This window comes from Janthinobacterium svalbardense (assembly GCF_002327145.1).
In the GTDB taxonomy this organism is placed as follows: Bacteria; Pseudomonadota; Gammaproteobacteria; order Burkholderiales; family Burkholderiaceae_D; genus Janthinobacterium; species Janthinobacterium tructae.
On sequence record NZ_CP023422.1, the window covers coordinates 5,657,850 to 5,672,251 of the forward strand.

Annotated in this window: 14 protein-coding genes; 10 read left to right on the forward strand and 4 right to left on the reverse strand. The window is 64.1% G+C overall.

The window, feature by feature from the left end; genetic code table 11:
- Positions 1-114: 114 nt before the first annotated feature.
- The 5 genes from glyQ to CNX70_RS25235 are packed head-to-tail and all read left to right on the forward strand — an operon-like array spanning position 115 to position 5,486.
- A complete protein-coding gene (glyQ, locus tag CNX70_RS25215) occupies positions 115-1,032 on the forward strand; it encodes a glycine--tRNA ligase subunit alpha (protein ID WP_096237792.1) in 918 nt (305 codons plus the stop codon).
- A gap of 39 nt (positions 1,033-1,071) precedes the next feature.
- A complete protein-coding gene (glyS, locus tag CNX70_RS25220) occupies positions 1,072-3,174 on the forward strand; it encodes a glycine--tRNA ligase subunit beta (RefSeq protein WP_096237793.1) in 2,103 nt (700 codons plus the stop codon).
- Positions 3,174-3,761, forward strand: a complete 588-nt coding sequence (gmhB, locus tag CNX70_RS25225; RefSeq protein WP_096237794.1) for a D-glycero-beta-D-manno-heptose 1,7-bisphosphate 7-phosphatase — start codon at positions 3,174-3,176, stop codon at positions 3,759-3,761. Before glyS ends, gmhB begins: the two co-directional genes overlap by 1 nt.
- Before the next feature lie 16 nt (positions 3,762-3,777).
- Positions 3,778-4,518 carry a lysophospholipid acyltransferase family protein gene (locus CNX70_RS25230; RefSeq protein WP_096237795.1) on the forward strand — a complete coding sequence of 247 codons (741 nt, stop codon included), beginning with the start codon at positions 3,778-3,780 and terminating at the stop codon, positions 4,516-4,518.
- Positions 4,519-4,562: 44 nt separating this feature from the next.
- A complete protein-coding gene (locus CNX70_RS25235; RefSeq protein ID WP_096237796.1) occupies positions 4,563-5,486 on the forward strand; it encodes a M48 family metallopeptidase in 924 nt (307 codons plus the stop codon).
- Here CNX70_RS25235 and waaA read toward each other — a convergent pair.
- From waaA to CNX70_RS25255, 4 genes are all read right to left on the reverse strand, one after another.
- The gene (gene waaA, locus CNX70_RS25240; RefSeq protein WP_096237797.1) at positions 5,483-6,760 is read right to left on the reverse strand and encodes a lipid IV(A) 3-deoxy-D-manno-octulosonic acid transferase; all 1,278 of its coding nucleotides are present in this window, start codon (positions 6,758-6,760) and stop codon (positions 5,483-5,485) included. The genes CNX70_RS25235 and waaA overlap by 4 nt on opposite strands.
- Positions 6,761-6,792: 32 nt before the next feature.
- Positions 6,793-7,815 (reverse strand): lipopolysaccharide heptosyltransferase I, encoded by a 1,023-nt coding sequence (waaC, locus tag CNX70_RS25245; RefSeq protein ID WP_096237798.1) that lies wholly within the window; start codon positions 7,813-7,815, stop codon positions 6,793-6,795.
- 4 nt (positions 7,816-7,819) lie between these two features.
- On the reverse strand, positions 7,820-9,202 hold the full coding sequence (locus CNX70_RS25250) for a phosphomannomutase/phosphoglucomutase (protein ID WP_096237799.1): 1,383 nt from the start codon (positions 9,200-9,202) through the stop codon (positions 7,820-7,822).
- 94 nt (positions 9,203-9,296) lie between these two features.
- Complete coding sequence (locus tag CNX70_RS25255) at positions 9,297-9,605, reverse strand: H-NS histone family protein (protein WP_096237800.1); 309 nt, start codon at positions 9,603-9,605, stop codon at positions 9,297-9,299.
- A 384-nt stretch (positions 9,606-9,989) separates the two neighbouring features.
- Between CNX70_RS25255 and CNX70_RS25265 the strand changes: the two genes are divergently transcribed.
- The 5 genes from CNX70_RS25265 to CNX70_RS25285 all read left to right on the forward strand — a co-directional run bounded on the left by CNX70_RS25265 (position 9,990) and on the right by CNX70_RS25285 (position 14,390).
- A complete protein-coding gene (locus CNX70_RS25265) occupies positions 9,990-10,829 on the forward strand; it encodes a symmetrical bis(5'-nucleosyl)-tetraphosphatase (protein WP_096237802.1) in 840 nt (279 codons plus the stop codon).
- 89 nt (positions 10,830-10,918) lie between these two features.
- Complete coding sequence (locus CNX70_RS25270; protein ID WP_096237803.1) at positions 10,919-11,839, forward strand: AraC family transcriptional regulator; 921 nt, start codon at positions 10,919-10,921, stop codon at positions 11,837-11,839.
- Positions 11,840-11,957: 118 nt separating this feature from the next.
- The gene (locus CNX70_RS25275) at positions 11,958-12,512 is read left to right on the forward strand and encodes a carboxymuconolactone decarboxylase family protein (RefSeq protein ID WP_096237804.1); all 555 of its coding nucleotides are present in this window, start codon (positions 11,958-11,960) and stop codon (positions 12,510-12,512) included.
- Between the two features lies 1 nt (position 12,513).
- Complete coding sequence (locus CNX70_RS25280; protein WP_096237805.1) at positions 12,514-13,599, forward strand: acyl-CoA dehydrogenase family protein; 1,086 nt, start codon at positions 12,514-12,516, stop codon at positions 13,597-13,599.
- Positions 13,596-14,390 (forward strand): ABC transporter ATP-binding protein, encoded by a 795-nt coding sequence (locus CNX70_RS25285; protein WP_096237806.1) that lies wholly within the window; start codon positions 13,596-13,598, stop codon positions 14,388-14,390. The genes CNX70_RS25280 and CNX70_RS25285 overlap by 4 nt, the downstream gene beginning before the upstream one ends.
- The last annotated feature ends 12 nt before the right edge of the window (positions 14,391-14,402 follow it).

Sequence of the window (14,402 nt, forward strand, 5' to 3'; positions counted from 1 at the left end):
CCCGTAAAAACCGCTAAAATTAGCAAAATCCCGGCCCGCACGCGCTTGTTAGCAGCGTGCGGGCTTCAAGCAAACCTTAACAAAGCGCAGCCTCCCGCGCGGCGAACTCATACGATGCTCACATTTCAACAAATTATCCTGACCTTGCAAACCTATTGGGACAAGCAAGGTTGCGCCCTGCTCCAGCCTTACGACATGGAAGTCGGCGCCGGCACTTTCCACACCGGCACCTTCCTGCGCGCGATCGGCCCGGAACCCTGGCGCGCCGCGTATGTGCAGCCGTCGCGCCGTCCGAAGGATGGCCGCTATGGCGAGAACCCGAACCGCATGCAGCACTACTACCAGTACCAGGTGGTCTTGAAGCCCGCGCCGGAAAACATCCTCGATCTGTATCTGGGTTCGCTGGCCGCCCTGGGCCTGGACTTGCAGCAGAATGACGTGCGCTTCGTCGAAGACGACTGGGAAAGCCCGACCCTGGGCGCCTGGGGCCTGGGCTGGGAAGTCTGGCTGAACGGCATGGAAGTGACCCAATTTACCTACTTCCAGCAAGTGGGCGGCCTCGATTGCAAGCCGGTGCTGGGCGAAATCACCTACGGCATCGAACGCCTGGCCATGTATCTGCAAGGCGTGGAAAACGTGTATGACCTGGTATGGACCGAGTGGGAAGAGAACGGCATCACGAAAAAACTGACCTACGGCGACGTCTTCCACCAGAACGAAGTGGAGCAATCGACCTACAACTTCGAGCACGCGAACACGGACCTGCTGTTCGAACAGTTCGGCAACTACGAAGCGGAAGCGAAGCGCCTGATCGAGCTGCAACTGACCCTGCCCGCCTACGAGAAGATCATGAAGGCTTCGCACAGCTTCAACATGTTAGATGCGCGTGGCGCCATTTCGGTGACGGAACGCGCCGCCTATATCGGCCGCGTGCGCACCCTGTCGCGCCTGGTGGCGCAAGCGTATTACGACTCGCGCGAGCGCCTCGGTTTCCCGATGCTGCCCGCCGCAGACCAACCCGCCGCCGCTTGATCGCCTAGCTCATACACCGCCGTACCAGACAAGAACACCATGAACCAAACACTGCTCATCGAACTGCTGACCGAAGAACTGCCGCCGAAAGCGCTGGCCAAACTGGGCGCCGCCTTCACCGCCGGCATCGTCAATGGCCTCAAAGCGCGCGACTTCCTGGAAGCCGACAGCGTCGCCACCAGCTACGCCTCGCCGCGCCGCCTGGCCGTCTCCATCACCAACGTGCGCGAAGTCTCGCCCGATAAATCCATCCGCGAAAAAGTCTTGCCCGTCTCCGTGGCGCTGGACGCGAACGGCAACGGCACGCCGCCGCTGGCCAAGAAACTGGCCGCGCTGGGCTTCCCCGACCTGACGGTAGCGGAGCTGGAACGCGCCGTCGACGGCAAGGCCGAAAGCTTCTTCTATACCTACACGGCGCCGGGCAGCCAGCTCGCCGCTGGCGCGCAGGCGGCATTGACGGAATCGGCCGCCAAGCTGCCGATTCCAAAACTGATGAGCTATCAGCGCCCGGATGGCACCACCGTGCAATTCGTGCGCCCGGCCCACAGCCTGCTCGCCCTGCACGGCATCAACGTGCTGCCTCTGACCCTGCTGGGCTTGACGGCCGGCCGCACCACCCTGGGCCACCGCTTCCTCACCGACGGTGCACCGATCACCATCGCGCACTCGGAAAACTATGCGGCCTCGCTGATCCTCAACGCCAGCGTCATCGCCAGCAACGAGGAACGCAAGGAGCGCATCCGCGCCCAGTTGCTGGACAAGGCCGGTGCCGACCAGGTGCTGATGCCAGAAGCGCTGCTCGATGAAGTGACCGCCCTGGTCGAATGGCCGGTCGTGTATGAGTGCCACTTCGAGGAAGAATTCCTGGCCGTGCCGCAGGAATGCCTGATCCTCACCATGCAGACAAATCAAAAATACTTCGCCCTGACCGACAGCGAAGGCAAGCTGCGCTCGCGCTTCCTGATCGTCTCCAACATCGAGACGGACACGCCAGAACACATCATCGGCGGCAACGAGCGCGTCGTGCGCCCGCGCCTGTCCGACGCCAAGTTCTTCTTCGAGCAAGACAAGAAGAAGACCCTGGCATCGCGTCTGCCGCTGCTGGCCAATGTCGTCTACCACAACAAGCTGGGCACGCAGGCGGCACGCACAGAGCGCGTCAAGTCGCTGGCCGGCGCCATCGCGGCAAAATTGGGGGGCGACGTGGCCCTGGCCGAACGTGGCGCACTGCTGGCCAAGGCTGATTTGCTGACCGACATGGTGGGCGAATTCCCCGAGCTGCAAGGCATCATGGGCACGTATTACGCGCGCCATGATGGCGAGCCGGAAGAAGTGGCGCTGGCCGCTTCCGAGCACTATCAGCCGCGCTTTGCCGGCGACAGCCTGCCATCGACCGCCACCGGCACCGCCGTGGCCCTGGCCGACAAGCTCGAAACCCTGGTCGGCATCTGGGCCATCGGCCTGGCGCCCACGGGCGACAAGGACCCGTTCGCGCTGCGCCGCCATGCGCTGGGCGTGCTGCGCATGCTGCTGGAAAAGCGTTTACCATTGTCGATCCAGGGCTTGCTGGCGGACGCCGCCGCGCAATTCGCAGCCATTCCCGGCTTCAAGGACCCGGTCGCGGATGTGACCACCTTCATGCTCGAGCGCCTGCGCGGCATCCTGCGCGAACGCGGTTTCTCGCCGAATGAAATCGAAGCCGTCGTGGCGCAAAACCCCGATCGCCTGGACGACATCGTGCAGCGCCTGGAAGCCGTGCAGGCGTTTGCCGCCCTGCCGGAAAGCGCCTCGCTGGCCGCCGCCAACAAGCGCATCACCAACATCCTGAAAAAGAACGAGGAAGCGCTCAAGCTGGTTGCCGACAGTGGCGTGAACGTGGCGCTGCTGCAGGACGAAGCGGAGAAAAAACTCGCCGCCGCCGTCTCGCGCGTGCAGCCGGAAGTCGACGCAGCCTTCGCCAAGGGCGACTTCACCAGCACCCTGCAAACATTGGCGCAGCTGCGCGACGACGTCGACGGCTTCTTCAACGACGTGATGGTGATGGCCGAGGATGTCGCCCTGCGCAACAACCGCCTGGCCTTGCTGTCGTCGCTGCACGGCATGATGAACCGCGTGGCCGACATTTCCAAGCTGGCGGCATAATGGGCACGCCGGCGCTGAAACTGATTATTCTCGACCGCGACGGCGTCATTAATCATGACTCGCCGGACTTCATCAAGTCGCCGGCCGAATGGCTGCCGATTCCCGGTTCGCTCGAAGCGATCGCCCGCCTGAATCAGGCAGGCTATCGCGTCGTCGTCGCCTCGAACCAGTCGGGCATCGCGCGCGAGTACTTCGACATGACGGTGCTGAACGCGATCCACCAGAAGATGCACACCCTGGCGCAGCAGGTGGGCGCCGACATCGACGCCATCTTCTTCTGCCCGCACGCAGGCGCGGACAATTGCGACTGCCGCAAGCCGAAACCGGGCATGTTCCATGAAATCTCGAAGCGCTACAACACCAGCCTGAAAGGCGTGCCCACCGTTGGCGATTCGCTGCGCGACCTGCAGGCAGGTTTCATCAGCGGCTGCGTGCCCTACCTGGTGTTGACGGGCAAGGGCGAAAAAACCAATGAAACCGGTGGCCTGCCACCCGGTACCCAGGTCTTCCCCGACCTGGCCGCCGTGGTCAGCCACCTGCTCAAGGCGCCAGCGGCGCCAGCGCCCACCGTGGCATTCAGTATCTAATTTTCGGAGAACCGCATTGCGTAATATTTCCCTGTTCCTGCGATCCCTGCTGTTCATGACCATCATGATCGTGGCCACCATCGTCTGGGCCTGCGTGTGTTTTTTTGCCGCGCCATTGAGCTACAACAAGCGCTATTGGGTCACCTCGCGCTGGAACGTGTTTATCCTGTGGTGCGCCAAGGTCATTTGCGGCATCCGCTATGAAGTCAAGGGCGCCGAGAACTTCCCGGATGCGCCGGCCATCGTGCTGTCGAAGCACCAGTCGGCCTGGGAAACCATCTTCCTGCTGCCCAGCCTTCCCCGTCCGCTGGTGTATGTGTTCAAGAAGGAGATCCTGTACATCCCCTTCTTTGGCTGGGCCATGGCGCTGCTGCGCATGATCCCCATCGACCGCAAACAAGGCAAGCACGCCTTCAAGAGCGTCGTCGCGCATGGCAAGCGCCGCCTCGCCGACGGCCAATGGATTATCATGTTCCCGGAAGGCACCCGCATCCCCGTGGGCCAGGCGGGCAAGTACAAGAGCGGTGGCACGCGCCTGGCCATTGCCACGGGCGCCGTGGTGGTGCCGATTGCGCATAATTCAGGCGAATGCTGGCCCAAGCAGTCATTCCTCAAACGTCCGGGACTGATCACCGTCTCGATAGGCAAACCGATTTCGCCGGAAGGGCACACCCCGGACAGCATGATGCAACAGGTGGAAAATTGGATAGAATCAGAAATGCGCGTCATTTCGCCTCACGCCTACAACGCTGGCTAGACGGCATCAGCGCGGTCATCCAGGAGCCGACCCTGCGCCAGCAGATGAAGAGCATCAAGGTCGGCGACCAGCAACTGGATCTGTTCGCGCATGACGTCTCGACCAGCACGCCCCCGGCGGTGCGCCCCACGGCACCGCCAGCGCCGCCCGTGGCAGCACCGCTAGTGGCACCCGCGCCACCCATCGTTCGCCCCGCCCCGTCGCCCCTGCCGTCCCCGCCGCGCCCTGCCGATGGCCCTCCGCTGCGTCAACTGCAGCTGGGCAGCCACCTGGTCGAATTCGCACTGCGCCGCTCAACGCGCCGTTCCATCGGTTTCATGATCGACGATAACGGCTTGCGCGTGACCGCGCCCAAGCGCGTCACCCTGGCCGAAATCGACAATGCCATCCGCGCCAAGCAAGGCTGGATCGTCTCGAAGCTGCTGGAACGGGGCGAGCGCAAGGTGCAGCGCCAGCAGCGTCCGCCCGTGGCATGGGTCGATGGCGCCGCGCTGCCCTACCTCGGTGGCGAGATCACATTACGATTGCACCAGGCGCCGCGCCACCGCGCCAGCTTCCAGCGCGAGACGAATGAGCTGCACGTATGGGTCACGCCCACGGGCAGCGAGCAGCAGTTGAAGGACAAAGTGAAGGGCTGGTTCCAGCACGAGGCGCGCCAGCTGTTCGAAGCGCGGCTGGACCTGTATGCGGACAAGCTGGGCGTGCGCTACGACTCGCTATCGCTGTCGTCGGCCGGCACGCGCTGGGGCAGCTGCACCATCGAGCGCAAGATCCGCCTGAACTGGCGCCTGATCCACTTCGCCCTGCCGCTGATCGACTACGTGGTGGCGCATGAACTGTCGCACCTGCTGGAAATGAACCACAGCCCCCGCTTCTGGGCCACCGTGGAATCGATCTATCCCGATTACGATGGCGCCAAGCAGGCGCTCAGAAAACGCTCGCAGGAACTCCCCGTCTTGTTCAATTAAACGGGCAGCAGGGTCTTGATGGCGGCGACCGTGCGCGGCGTGGCACCACGGTGCTGCGCCGCGAAAGCCAGCGCCTTTTCTCCCATCGACGATAAACGCACCGGATCCTGCAGCAAGGCAGACGCTTGCGCCATCAGCGCGTCGGCGTCCGCCACCCGCGCGGCACCGCCGGCGGTGATCGCCTGTTCGGTCACCAGCGCGAAATTGAAGGTGTGCAGGCCGATCAGCACGGGTTTGCCCAGGGCCGCCGGCTCGATCAGGTTTTGCCCGCCCAGTGGCAGCAGGCTGCCGCCGACAAAGGCGCAATCGCAGGCCGCGTAATACGCAAACATCTCGCCCATCGAGTCGCCCAGCAGCACCTGCGTGCCCGCCGCGACGGCATCGTCCTGCGCCAGGCCGGACCTGCGCTGTACGGCCAGACCATGCGCGACGATCATTTTTTCCACCTCGTCGAAGCGCTGCGGATGGCGCGGCACGATCAGCAACAGCACGTTGGCGGGCAATCCGGCGCGGGTATACACATCGAGGATCAATTGCTCTTCGCCTTCGCGCGTGCTGGCGCACAGCAGCACGGGCCGCGCACCGATGGCGGCGCGCAGCGCTGCCCCCGTCGCCAGCGCCGCCGCGGGCACGACGACATCGAACTTGATGCTGCCCGTAACCACCACCTCCTGCACGCCCAGCAGGCGCACGCGCTCGGCATCGTCCTGCGTCTGCGCCGCCACCAGGGTGATGCCGCGCGCCGCATCGGTGATGAGCTTGCCCAGGCGCTGCGCCTTGCCCAGCGAACGCTGTGACAGGCGCGCATTGGCCAGCACCACCGGCACGCCATGACGATTACATTGGTGGATCAGGTTCGGCCACACTTCCGTCTCCATCAGGATGCAGATGCGCGGCGCAAAGTGACGGATGAAACGGGCAGGCATGGCGCCCGTGTCGTACGGCAGGTAGCTTTGCACGAGGCGCGCGCCATGTTTGGCGAACAGGGTTTTACCGGTCGCGCGCCCTGTGGGCGTCATGTGCGTGAGAACGATGCGGCAATCAGGCCATGCGGCCAGCAGCGCATCGATCAGCGGCTCGGCCGCGCGCGTCTCGCCGACGGAGACGGCGTGCAGCCAGAGCGTGGCTGGTGCAGGTGCCAGCTGGCGAGGGTAAAATCCCAGGCGCTCGCCCCAGTGCTGCCGGTAGCCCGGTTCCTGGCGTCCGCGCAGCCACAGCCGCGCCAGCACCAGGGGCAAAGCCAGCCACCAGGCAAGGGTATAAAGAAGTCGCATGATTGTTTAATGTTGAAGTCAGGCGGTAGACGTCAGGCGGGAGGATACTCGGCCAGCAGGCGCTGTGCCGCGGCCAGCACTTCCGGCACGCCGGGCGGCGCGCCCTTGTCGCCCAGGTTGATGATTTTCGGCGACCAGTTGCCTTCCGTTTTCCACAGCGGCGAATCGGCATAGATTTCCACCGTCGGACGCACAAAGGCGGCGGCGATATGCGTCAGGCCCGTATCGACGCCGACCACCAGCGCCGCGTGGCGCGCCAGCAAGGTGGCATCGCCCATCGACAGCTTCGGCAGCACGCGCGCATGCGGCAGGCCGGCCGCCAGCACTTCTGCTTCGGCCTTTTCCTTGGGCGAGCCCCAGGGCAGCAAAATCGGCATGGGCGCGAGCGCATGGCCCAGGGCGATCCAGTTTTCCGGCGCCCATTTCTTGGCGTCGCGCGCCGTGCCGTGGAAATACACGCAGTATGGCGCCTCGCCCATCCAGTCCGGGCGCGGCTCGCTGCCTGACACTGCCGGCAAGCCGAAATCGGCCGGCGTATCGAGCGTGTAGCCGAGTGCCGCAGCAGCCACCAGGCGGCCGCGCGCTACCGCATGCGTGCGCGGGTCGAGGGGAATGCTTTTCGTGTGAAAGATGCGCGAGATACCTTCGTAGCCCGAGCCTTCGCTGCCATTCGCCAGGCCGACCTTCTGTCCGCCCGGCGCCAGGCGCGCGGCGCCCATGATGATGCCCGTCTTGAGCAAGCCCTGGGTATCGAACACGTAATCGTAACGCGTCTGGCGCAGGCTGCGGAAGAAGGCGGCGATTTCCGCGCGCGTCTCTTTTTTGCCCAGGCTCTTGCGCCAGCGCCGCAGCGCAAACGGGAAGATGGTACCCACGCGCGGGTTCAGACGCACCAGGCTGGTGTAGCCCTCCTCGACCACCCAATCGATGGTCGCGTTCGGGAAATGGCGTGCGATGTCCGCCACCATCGGCAGGTTATGCAGCACGTCGCCCAGAGAAGATACCCGCACCAGCAGGATTTTCAAGGGCGCCTGTGCGCCAGGTTGACCGGCCATGCTGTCAGAACGGCAGAACGGCGTCAGGCTTGGCTGCCAGGATCACGCTCTTGAACTGTCCCTGGATACGCGCCAGGGCTGCCGGCGTTTCCGCCTCGAAGCGCATGACGATCACCGGCGTGGTGTTCGACGAACGGGCCAGGCCGAAGCCGTCCGCGTATTCCACGCGCAAGCCATCGATGGTGATGATCTGTTCATTGCCGGGGAAGACGGCGTCGCGGCGCAGCATGTCCATCAGCGCGACGTTCTCGCCTTCCTGCAGTTCCAGGTGCAGTTCCGGCGTGCTGTCGGACTGCGGCAGAGAGTTCAACAGGGCCGAAGGATCGGCTTCGCGTGTCAGGATTTCCAGCAGGCGCGCGGCCGAATACATGCCGTCGTCGAAACCGTACCAGCGGTCCTTGAAGAAGATATGGCCGCTCATTTCGCCGCCCAGGGGTGCGCCAGTTTCGCGCAACTTGGCTTTTACCAGCGAGTGACCAGTCTTGTACATCAGCGGCACGCCGCCATGCTTGCTGATCCACGGCGCCAGGTGGCGCGTGCATTTCACGTCGTACAGAATTTGCGCGCCCGGATGGCGGGTCAGCACGTCGGCGGCAAACAGCATCATCTGGCGGTCAGGGTAGATGATCTGCCCATCCTTGGTGACCACGCCCAGGCGGTCGCCATCGCCATCGAAGGCGATGCCAATTTCCGCATCCGTCTCGGCCAGGCAGCGGATCAGGTCTTGCAGGTTTTCCGGATGCGCCGGGTCCGGATGGTGGTTGGGGAAATTGCCATCGACGTCGCAGAACAATTCGATGACCTCGCAGCCCATGCCGCGGAACAGGTCGCCGGCAAATGCGCCGGCCACGCCATTGCCGCAGTCGACGGCGATCTTGATCGGGCGCGCCAGCTTGACGTCGCCCAGGATGCGCTGCAGGTAGGCGGCGCGGATATCATGGGTGGTGTAGCTTCCTGGCGTGGTACTGGCGCTGCCATCGTGGGCGACGATGCTGTGGTACAGCGCCTGGATCGCTTCGCCGTGGATCGCTTCGCCGGCCAGCACCATCTTGAAGCCGTTGTAATCGGGTGGATTGTGGCTGCCCGTGACCATGATGCCGGAACGCGTGTCGAGCACATTCGTGCCGAAGTAGACCATCGGCGTGGCCACCACGCCCAGGTCGATCACGTCGACGCCTGCCGCTTGCAAGCCCTGCGCCAGCGCCGCCGTCAGTTCAGGCCCCGACAGGCGGCCATCGCGGCCGATCACGACCCGCTGCTCACCCTTGGCCAGGGCGGCCTGGCCAAATGCCTGACCTATCTTGTAGGCCACGCTGGCATCGAGGGTTTTGGCGATGATGCCGCGAATATCGTAGGCCTTGAAGATCGTTCTGGACAATGGAAGCATGGTGTGCGCGCTATAAAGTAAGGGTATCGATAGGGTGCCTGGCAAGGTACAGCGCGTGGCTGGCAGCTTGCCACTGCGCCAAGAGTATACCGAATTATACGCGCAGCAGATCGATGGACTTGCCCGATTCCACCCACCGCTTGACCCACAGCGGCTGGCGACCACGGCCTGTCCATTGTTCAGCAGCATTGTCAGGATGGCGGTAACGTACCGCGACTTTGCCCGTGCGCGGGTGCATACCATCGAGTATCAGCTGTTTCAGCGGAATGCCCGCTTGCTGCGCGATGGCCATGATCTGTTCGCGCGCCTTGTTCAAATCTTCGCGCTCGCGGCTGTTCAATTCCTGCTTCACATTATCTTCCAGCTTGCGCAATTCCAGCATCGTCATCGTTGACAGATTCATCCCGTATATCCTTTACATTCAATTAAATAATAAAATCACGTGGAATATACTACATTGCATAAAAATCCGCGCAGTGTAGCGTAATCCCTCGTCGCTTGAATGAGAGACCCCGATTTATTTACCGGCTCAACATTAAGATTAAATGAAGAATATGTCGGAACCACACGCGGAAAAATGAATAAACATGAATAAAATGACATTCTGGCTGGCATGGCATGGTCATCGATTCCAGAAAATATGCCAAGAAATGATTATCGCGATAAAGCAGCTAAATATTCAGCTAAGTAATCCTCAGGAAATTAAGAAGACGCTCACTACCGGGATATGCTCTAGGAGCATCCATGCTTATAATGCCTGCGCGTAGTTCACTTCACCCTGGCACACATGAAAACTTACTTTATCGGCGATCTGCAAGGCTGCCATGCACAAACCGTCGAACTGATCGAACGGATCCAGGCGGCAGCGGATGGCCCGTACCGCCTGCTGTTCGCGGGCGACTTGATCAATCGCGGCCCGGCCTCGCTGGCCACCCTGCGCCATGTGCATGCGCTGGCGCAGCAAGGTCTGGCCGACAGTGTCCTGGGCAACCATGACTTGCATTTGCTGGCCGTGGCCAACGGCATCCGGCCCGAGCATGCGTCCGATACGCTGGGCGAGATCCTCGACGCGCCCGATCGCGACGAGTTGATCACCTGGCTGCGCCAGCGTCCGCTCGCCTTGCAGCACCAGGGACATGTGCTCGTGCATGCGGGCTTGCTGCCGCAATGGAGCGCGACCCAGGCTTTGTCCCTGAGCGAGGAAGTGTCGACCATGCTGCGCAGCGATGGCTGGGTGGCGTTCCTGCGCAGCATGTACGGCAACGAGCCGGCCGCCTGGTGCGACGACCTGCAGGGCGCCGACCGGCTGCGCTGCATCGTCAACGCCATGACGCGGCTGCGCTTTTGCACGCCGGACGGCGTGATGGACTTCAAGATGAAGGAGAGCGGCAGCGCGCCGCCGGGCTCCGGCCTGCTGCCCTGGTTCGACGTGCCGGGCCGGCGCAGCGCGGGCGACACTGTCGTCTTCGGCCACTGGTCGGCGCTGGGATTGCAATTGCGACCCGACCTGATCGGCCTCGATAGCGGCTGCGTCTGGGGCGGAAAACTGTCGGCCGTGTGCCTGGAAGACCGCTCGCTGCTGCAAGTCGACTGTCCCGCCTTCCAGCGGCACAGTGGCAAGCAGTAAGCAGTACCGCGCGCATATGCTTAGTCGAAATCGGTCGTTGGCCCTGGCGCGTCGGCGCCGTATGATGCAGCTTTTGCCTGTGCCATCCCATGCATCCTGATACCGACAGACTGGCGCGCTGGCTGCTCGGCAGCCTGGACCTCGACACCGCCGTCCTGCATGTGGGCCAGTACTGTGGCCGCTGGCGCGCCTCCACGGCGGGCCGGGAACTGGGCAGCTTTCACCTGGTGCTCGATGGCCACTGCTATTTGCACCTCGATGGCGCGGCGCCGATAGCGCTCGGCCCGCGCGATGGCGTCTTCCTGCTGCGCGACTTGCCGCACTTCCTCAGCCCGCACAGCGATCCGCTGCAGGCGGTCAGCGCGCAAGCCATGCTGCCGCTGCAAACACCCACGCAGCAGCCAGCGACGGCGCTGGCCTGCGGCTTCTTTCAATTTCGCGGCGCCCTCTCCGCACTGATCGTCGACTCCTTCCCGCCGTATCTGCTGATACGCGGCGACGCGCCCGCCTTCAGCGCCGCAGCCGCGCTGTTCGACCTGATCCTGCTTGAAGCGGGCGGCGATCCGGAACAACCGTCGCCGCTCATCGCGCGCCTGGTCGAACTGCTGTTCTTTTACCTGATCCGCCACGTGGCGCAAGGCGAGCAGGTGGCGGCCGGCCTGCTGTCGCTGCTGCACCAGCCCGCATTTTCGCCGCTGCTCGAACGCATGCTCGACGCCCCCGCAGCCGACTGGTCGATCGAGAACATGGCCAAGGCAGCCTGCATGTCGCGCGCCAGCTTCTGCAAGCATTTCGCCAGCGCCAGCGGCCATTCGCCGGCCCAGTTCCTGCTCCTGCTGCGCATGAAGATCGCCGCGCGCCGGCTGCACGACGGCGTCTCCGTCGAACGCGCGGCCGAACTGGTGGGTTACCGCTCGCACGCCGCCTTTACACGCGCCTTCAAGCGGGTCACGGGCGAGCAACCGGGCGCCTACCGGCGCGACCAGAGATTGCGCCAGTTGGCCAGCTAAAATCAAGGATCGCACAATCACAGACGAACGAGCACAAAAGGACGACGCTGACGTCTGTTGCGTGCGCGATATGGCCGATATAATGCCCGGGTGACTTACCAACTTAGCAAGGTACCCCATGTCCCGTCTGACGCTGCACACTCTCGATACCGCCCCGGCCGATAGCCGCCCCTTCGTGGAAAAGGCCATCGCCAACAATGGCTTCCTGCCCAACCTGATCGGCGTGCTGGCCAATGCCCCGCTGGCGCTGGAAACCTATCTGACCGTTTCCGGCATCAATGCGCGCGCCAGCCTGACGTTAATGGAACGCGAAGTGGTGCAAATCACCGCCGCGCGCATCCATGGCTGCGATTTCTGCATCGCCGGCCATAGCGCCATCTCGCTGAAAAAAGCGGGCCAGACGCCCGACATCGTGCGCGCCCTGCAGCATGGCCAGCCGACCGGCAATACGAAGCTGGACGCCGTCGCCGCCTTCGCCACGGCCGTCATCGCCACGCGCGGCGCCGTCAGCGACGCCGAATATCAAGCCTTCCTGGCCGCCGGCTACAACGAACAGCAGGCGCTGGAAGTGGTGCTGGGCATCAGCCTGGCCACCCTGTGCAATTTTTCCAACAGCCTGGCCGGCACGCCCGTCAATCCGCAATTGACGCCCTACCTGCCTGGCGCCGTCTGACATGGGCCACCTCAATCACTGGCTGCACATGCATGCCGACCAGCTCGACCAATCGTCGGAACTGGCAGAAACTGTACTTCCCGCGCTGGCCGGCGACCAGCTGCTGGCCATCGGCGTGCCGCAGGAGCACGGCGGCGCGGGCGGTGACGTGCGCGACGCCATCAATGCCATCGCCAACGTCGCCGAGCAATCGGTCACGGCGGCCTTTGTCTTCTGGGGCCAGCGCTGCTTCATCGAATTCCTGCTGCAAAGCGAGAATCGCGCGCTGGCCGAGCGCCGCTTGCCCGGCCTGCTGGCTGGCACGCAGGCAGGCGCCAGCGGCCTGTCGAACGCCATGAAATTCTTGTCCGGCATCGAGCAGCTGCAAATCACGGGCGTGCGCCAGGATGACGGCTTGCTGGTCGACGGCGGCCTGGCCTGGGTGACGAACTTGCGCAAGGCGGGCTTTGTCGCGGCGGCCGCCGTGGCGCCGAACGACGGCGCGCCACCCGCCATCGTCGCCTTTGACAGCGGCACGCCGGGCGTGCAGCGCAGCGACGACCTGGACCTGATCGCCCTGCGCGGCAGCAATACGGCCTCCGTCAAGCTGACGCAGGTGCACATCCCCGCTGCGGACATCATCAGCGACAACGCGCCAGCCTGGCTGCCGCAGGTACGCCCCTCGTTCCTCGGCATGCAGTGCGGCCTGTCGATCGGCCTGGCGCGCGCCAGCCTGACAAAAGCGGCGCAGATCTCGGCCGGCTCGCGCAACGCGCTCACGCCGCGCATCGAAGCGCTGCAAGCGACCCTGGAGGCGGCTGTTGCCACCTTGCTGGCCGGCGTGCACGATGGCCGCTTCAAGACGCAGGCACCGGCCATGTTCCGCCTGCGCATACAGTTGGCCGACGTGCTGCAGCAGGCACTGATGCTGGAACTGCAGGCGATGGGCGGGCGCGCCTACCTGAACGCGGAACAGCAGGGCTTTGCCCGCCGCTGGCGCGAATCGTCGTTCATCCCCATCGTCACCCCCAGCCTGACGCAATTGCAGGCAGCCTTGCAGCTGTTCGACAGCCAGCAGGCTGCCAAGGCAGCGGGAGCGCCGGCATGAACGTTGCTGATTGGGCCTTGCAGGCGCAGGACCTGAGCTACGCCTATCCGGGCACGGCACCCGTGTTCCAGCATGTCTCGCTGGGCGTGCGCAAGCGCGAAATCGTCTGCCTGCTGGGCGGCAGCGGCTGCGGGAAATCGAGCCTGCTGCGCGTGCTGGCCGGCTTGCAGCCGCCATCGACGGGCGCGATCCAGTTTCTCGACGCCCCCATGCGCGAACCGGACCCGCGCAGCGCCCTCGTCTTCCAGCAGGCCAGCCTGTTGCCGTGGCTGAACGTCACGGGCAATACCGGTTTCGGCCTGGACTTCAAGCACCAGCCGCAGCTCACGCGCGAAGCGCACCAGGCGCGCGTGGCGCAAGCCATCGAAGCGGTCGGTTTGAAGGGCCGCGAAAAGCTGTATCCGTCCGCGCTGTCGGGCGGCATGGCGCAGCGCGTGGCCTTGGCCCGTGCGCTGGCGCGCGAACCGGAACTGCTATTCGCCGACGAACCGTTTTCCGCGCTCGACGCCATCACGCGCGCCGAGATGCAGTCGCTGCTGGTCGACGTGGTGCACCGCTGGCATACGGCCGTGCTGCTCGTCACGCACGATATCGATGAAGCGATCCTGGTGGCCGACCGCATCTTGCTGATGGGCGGCAAACCGGGCAACATCGTGCGCGAATGGCCCGTGGCCATCGCCCAGCCGCGCATCGGCCACAGCGCCGAGGTGATCGCCCTCAAGATGGACATCCTCGACGCCCTGCAGGCGCTGCAAAAGCAGGATCAAACGCCCGCCTTTGCTCCCCACTAATCGACCGGAACT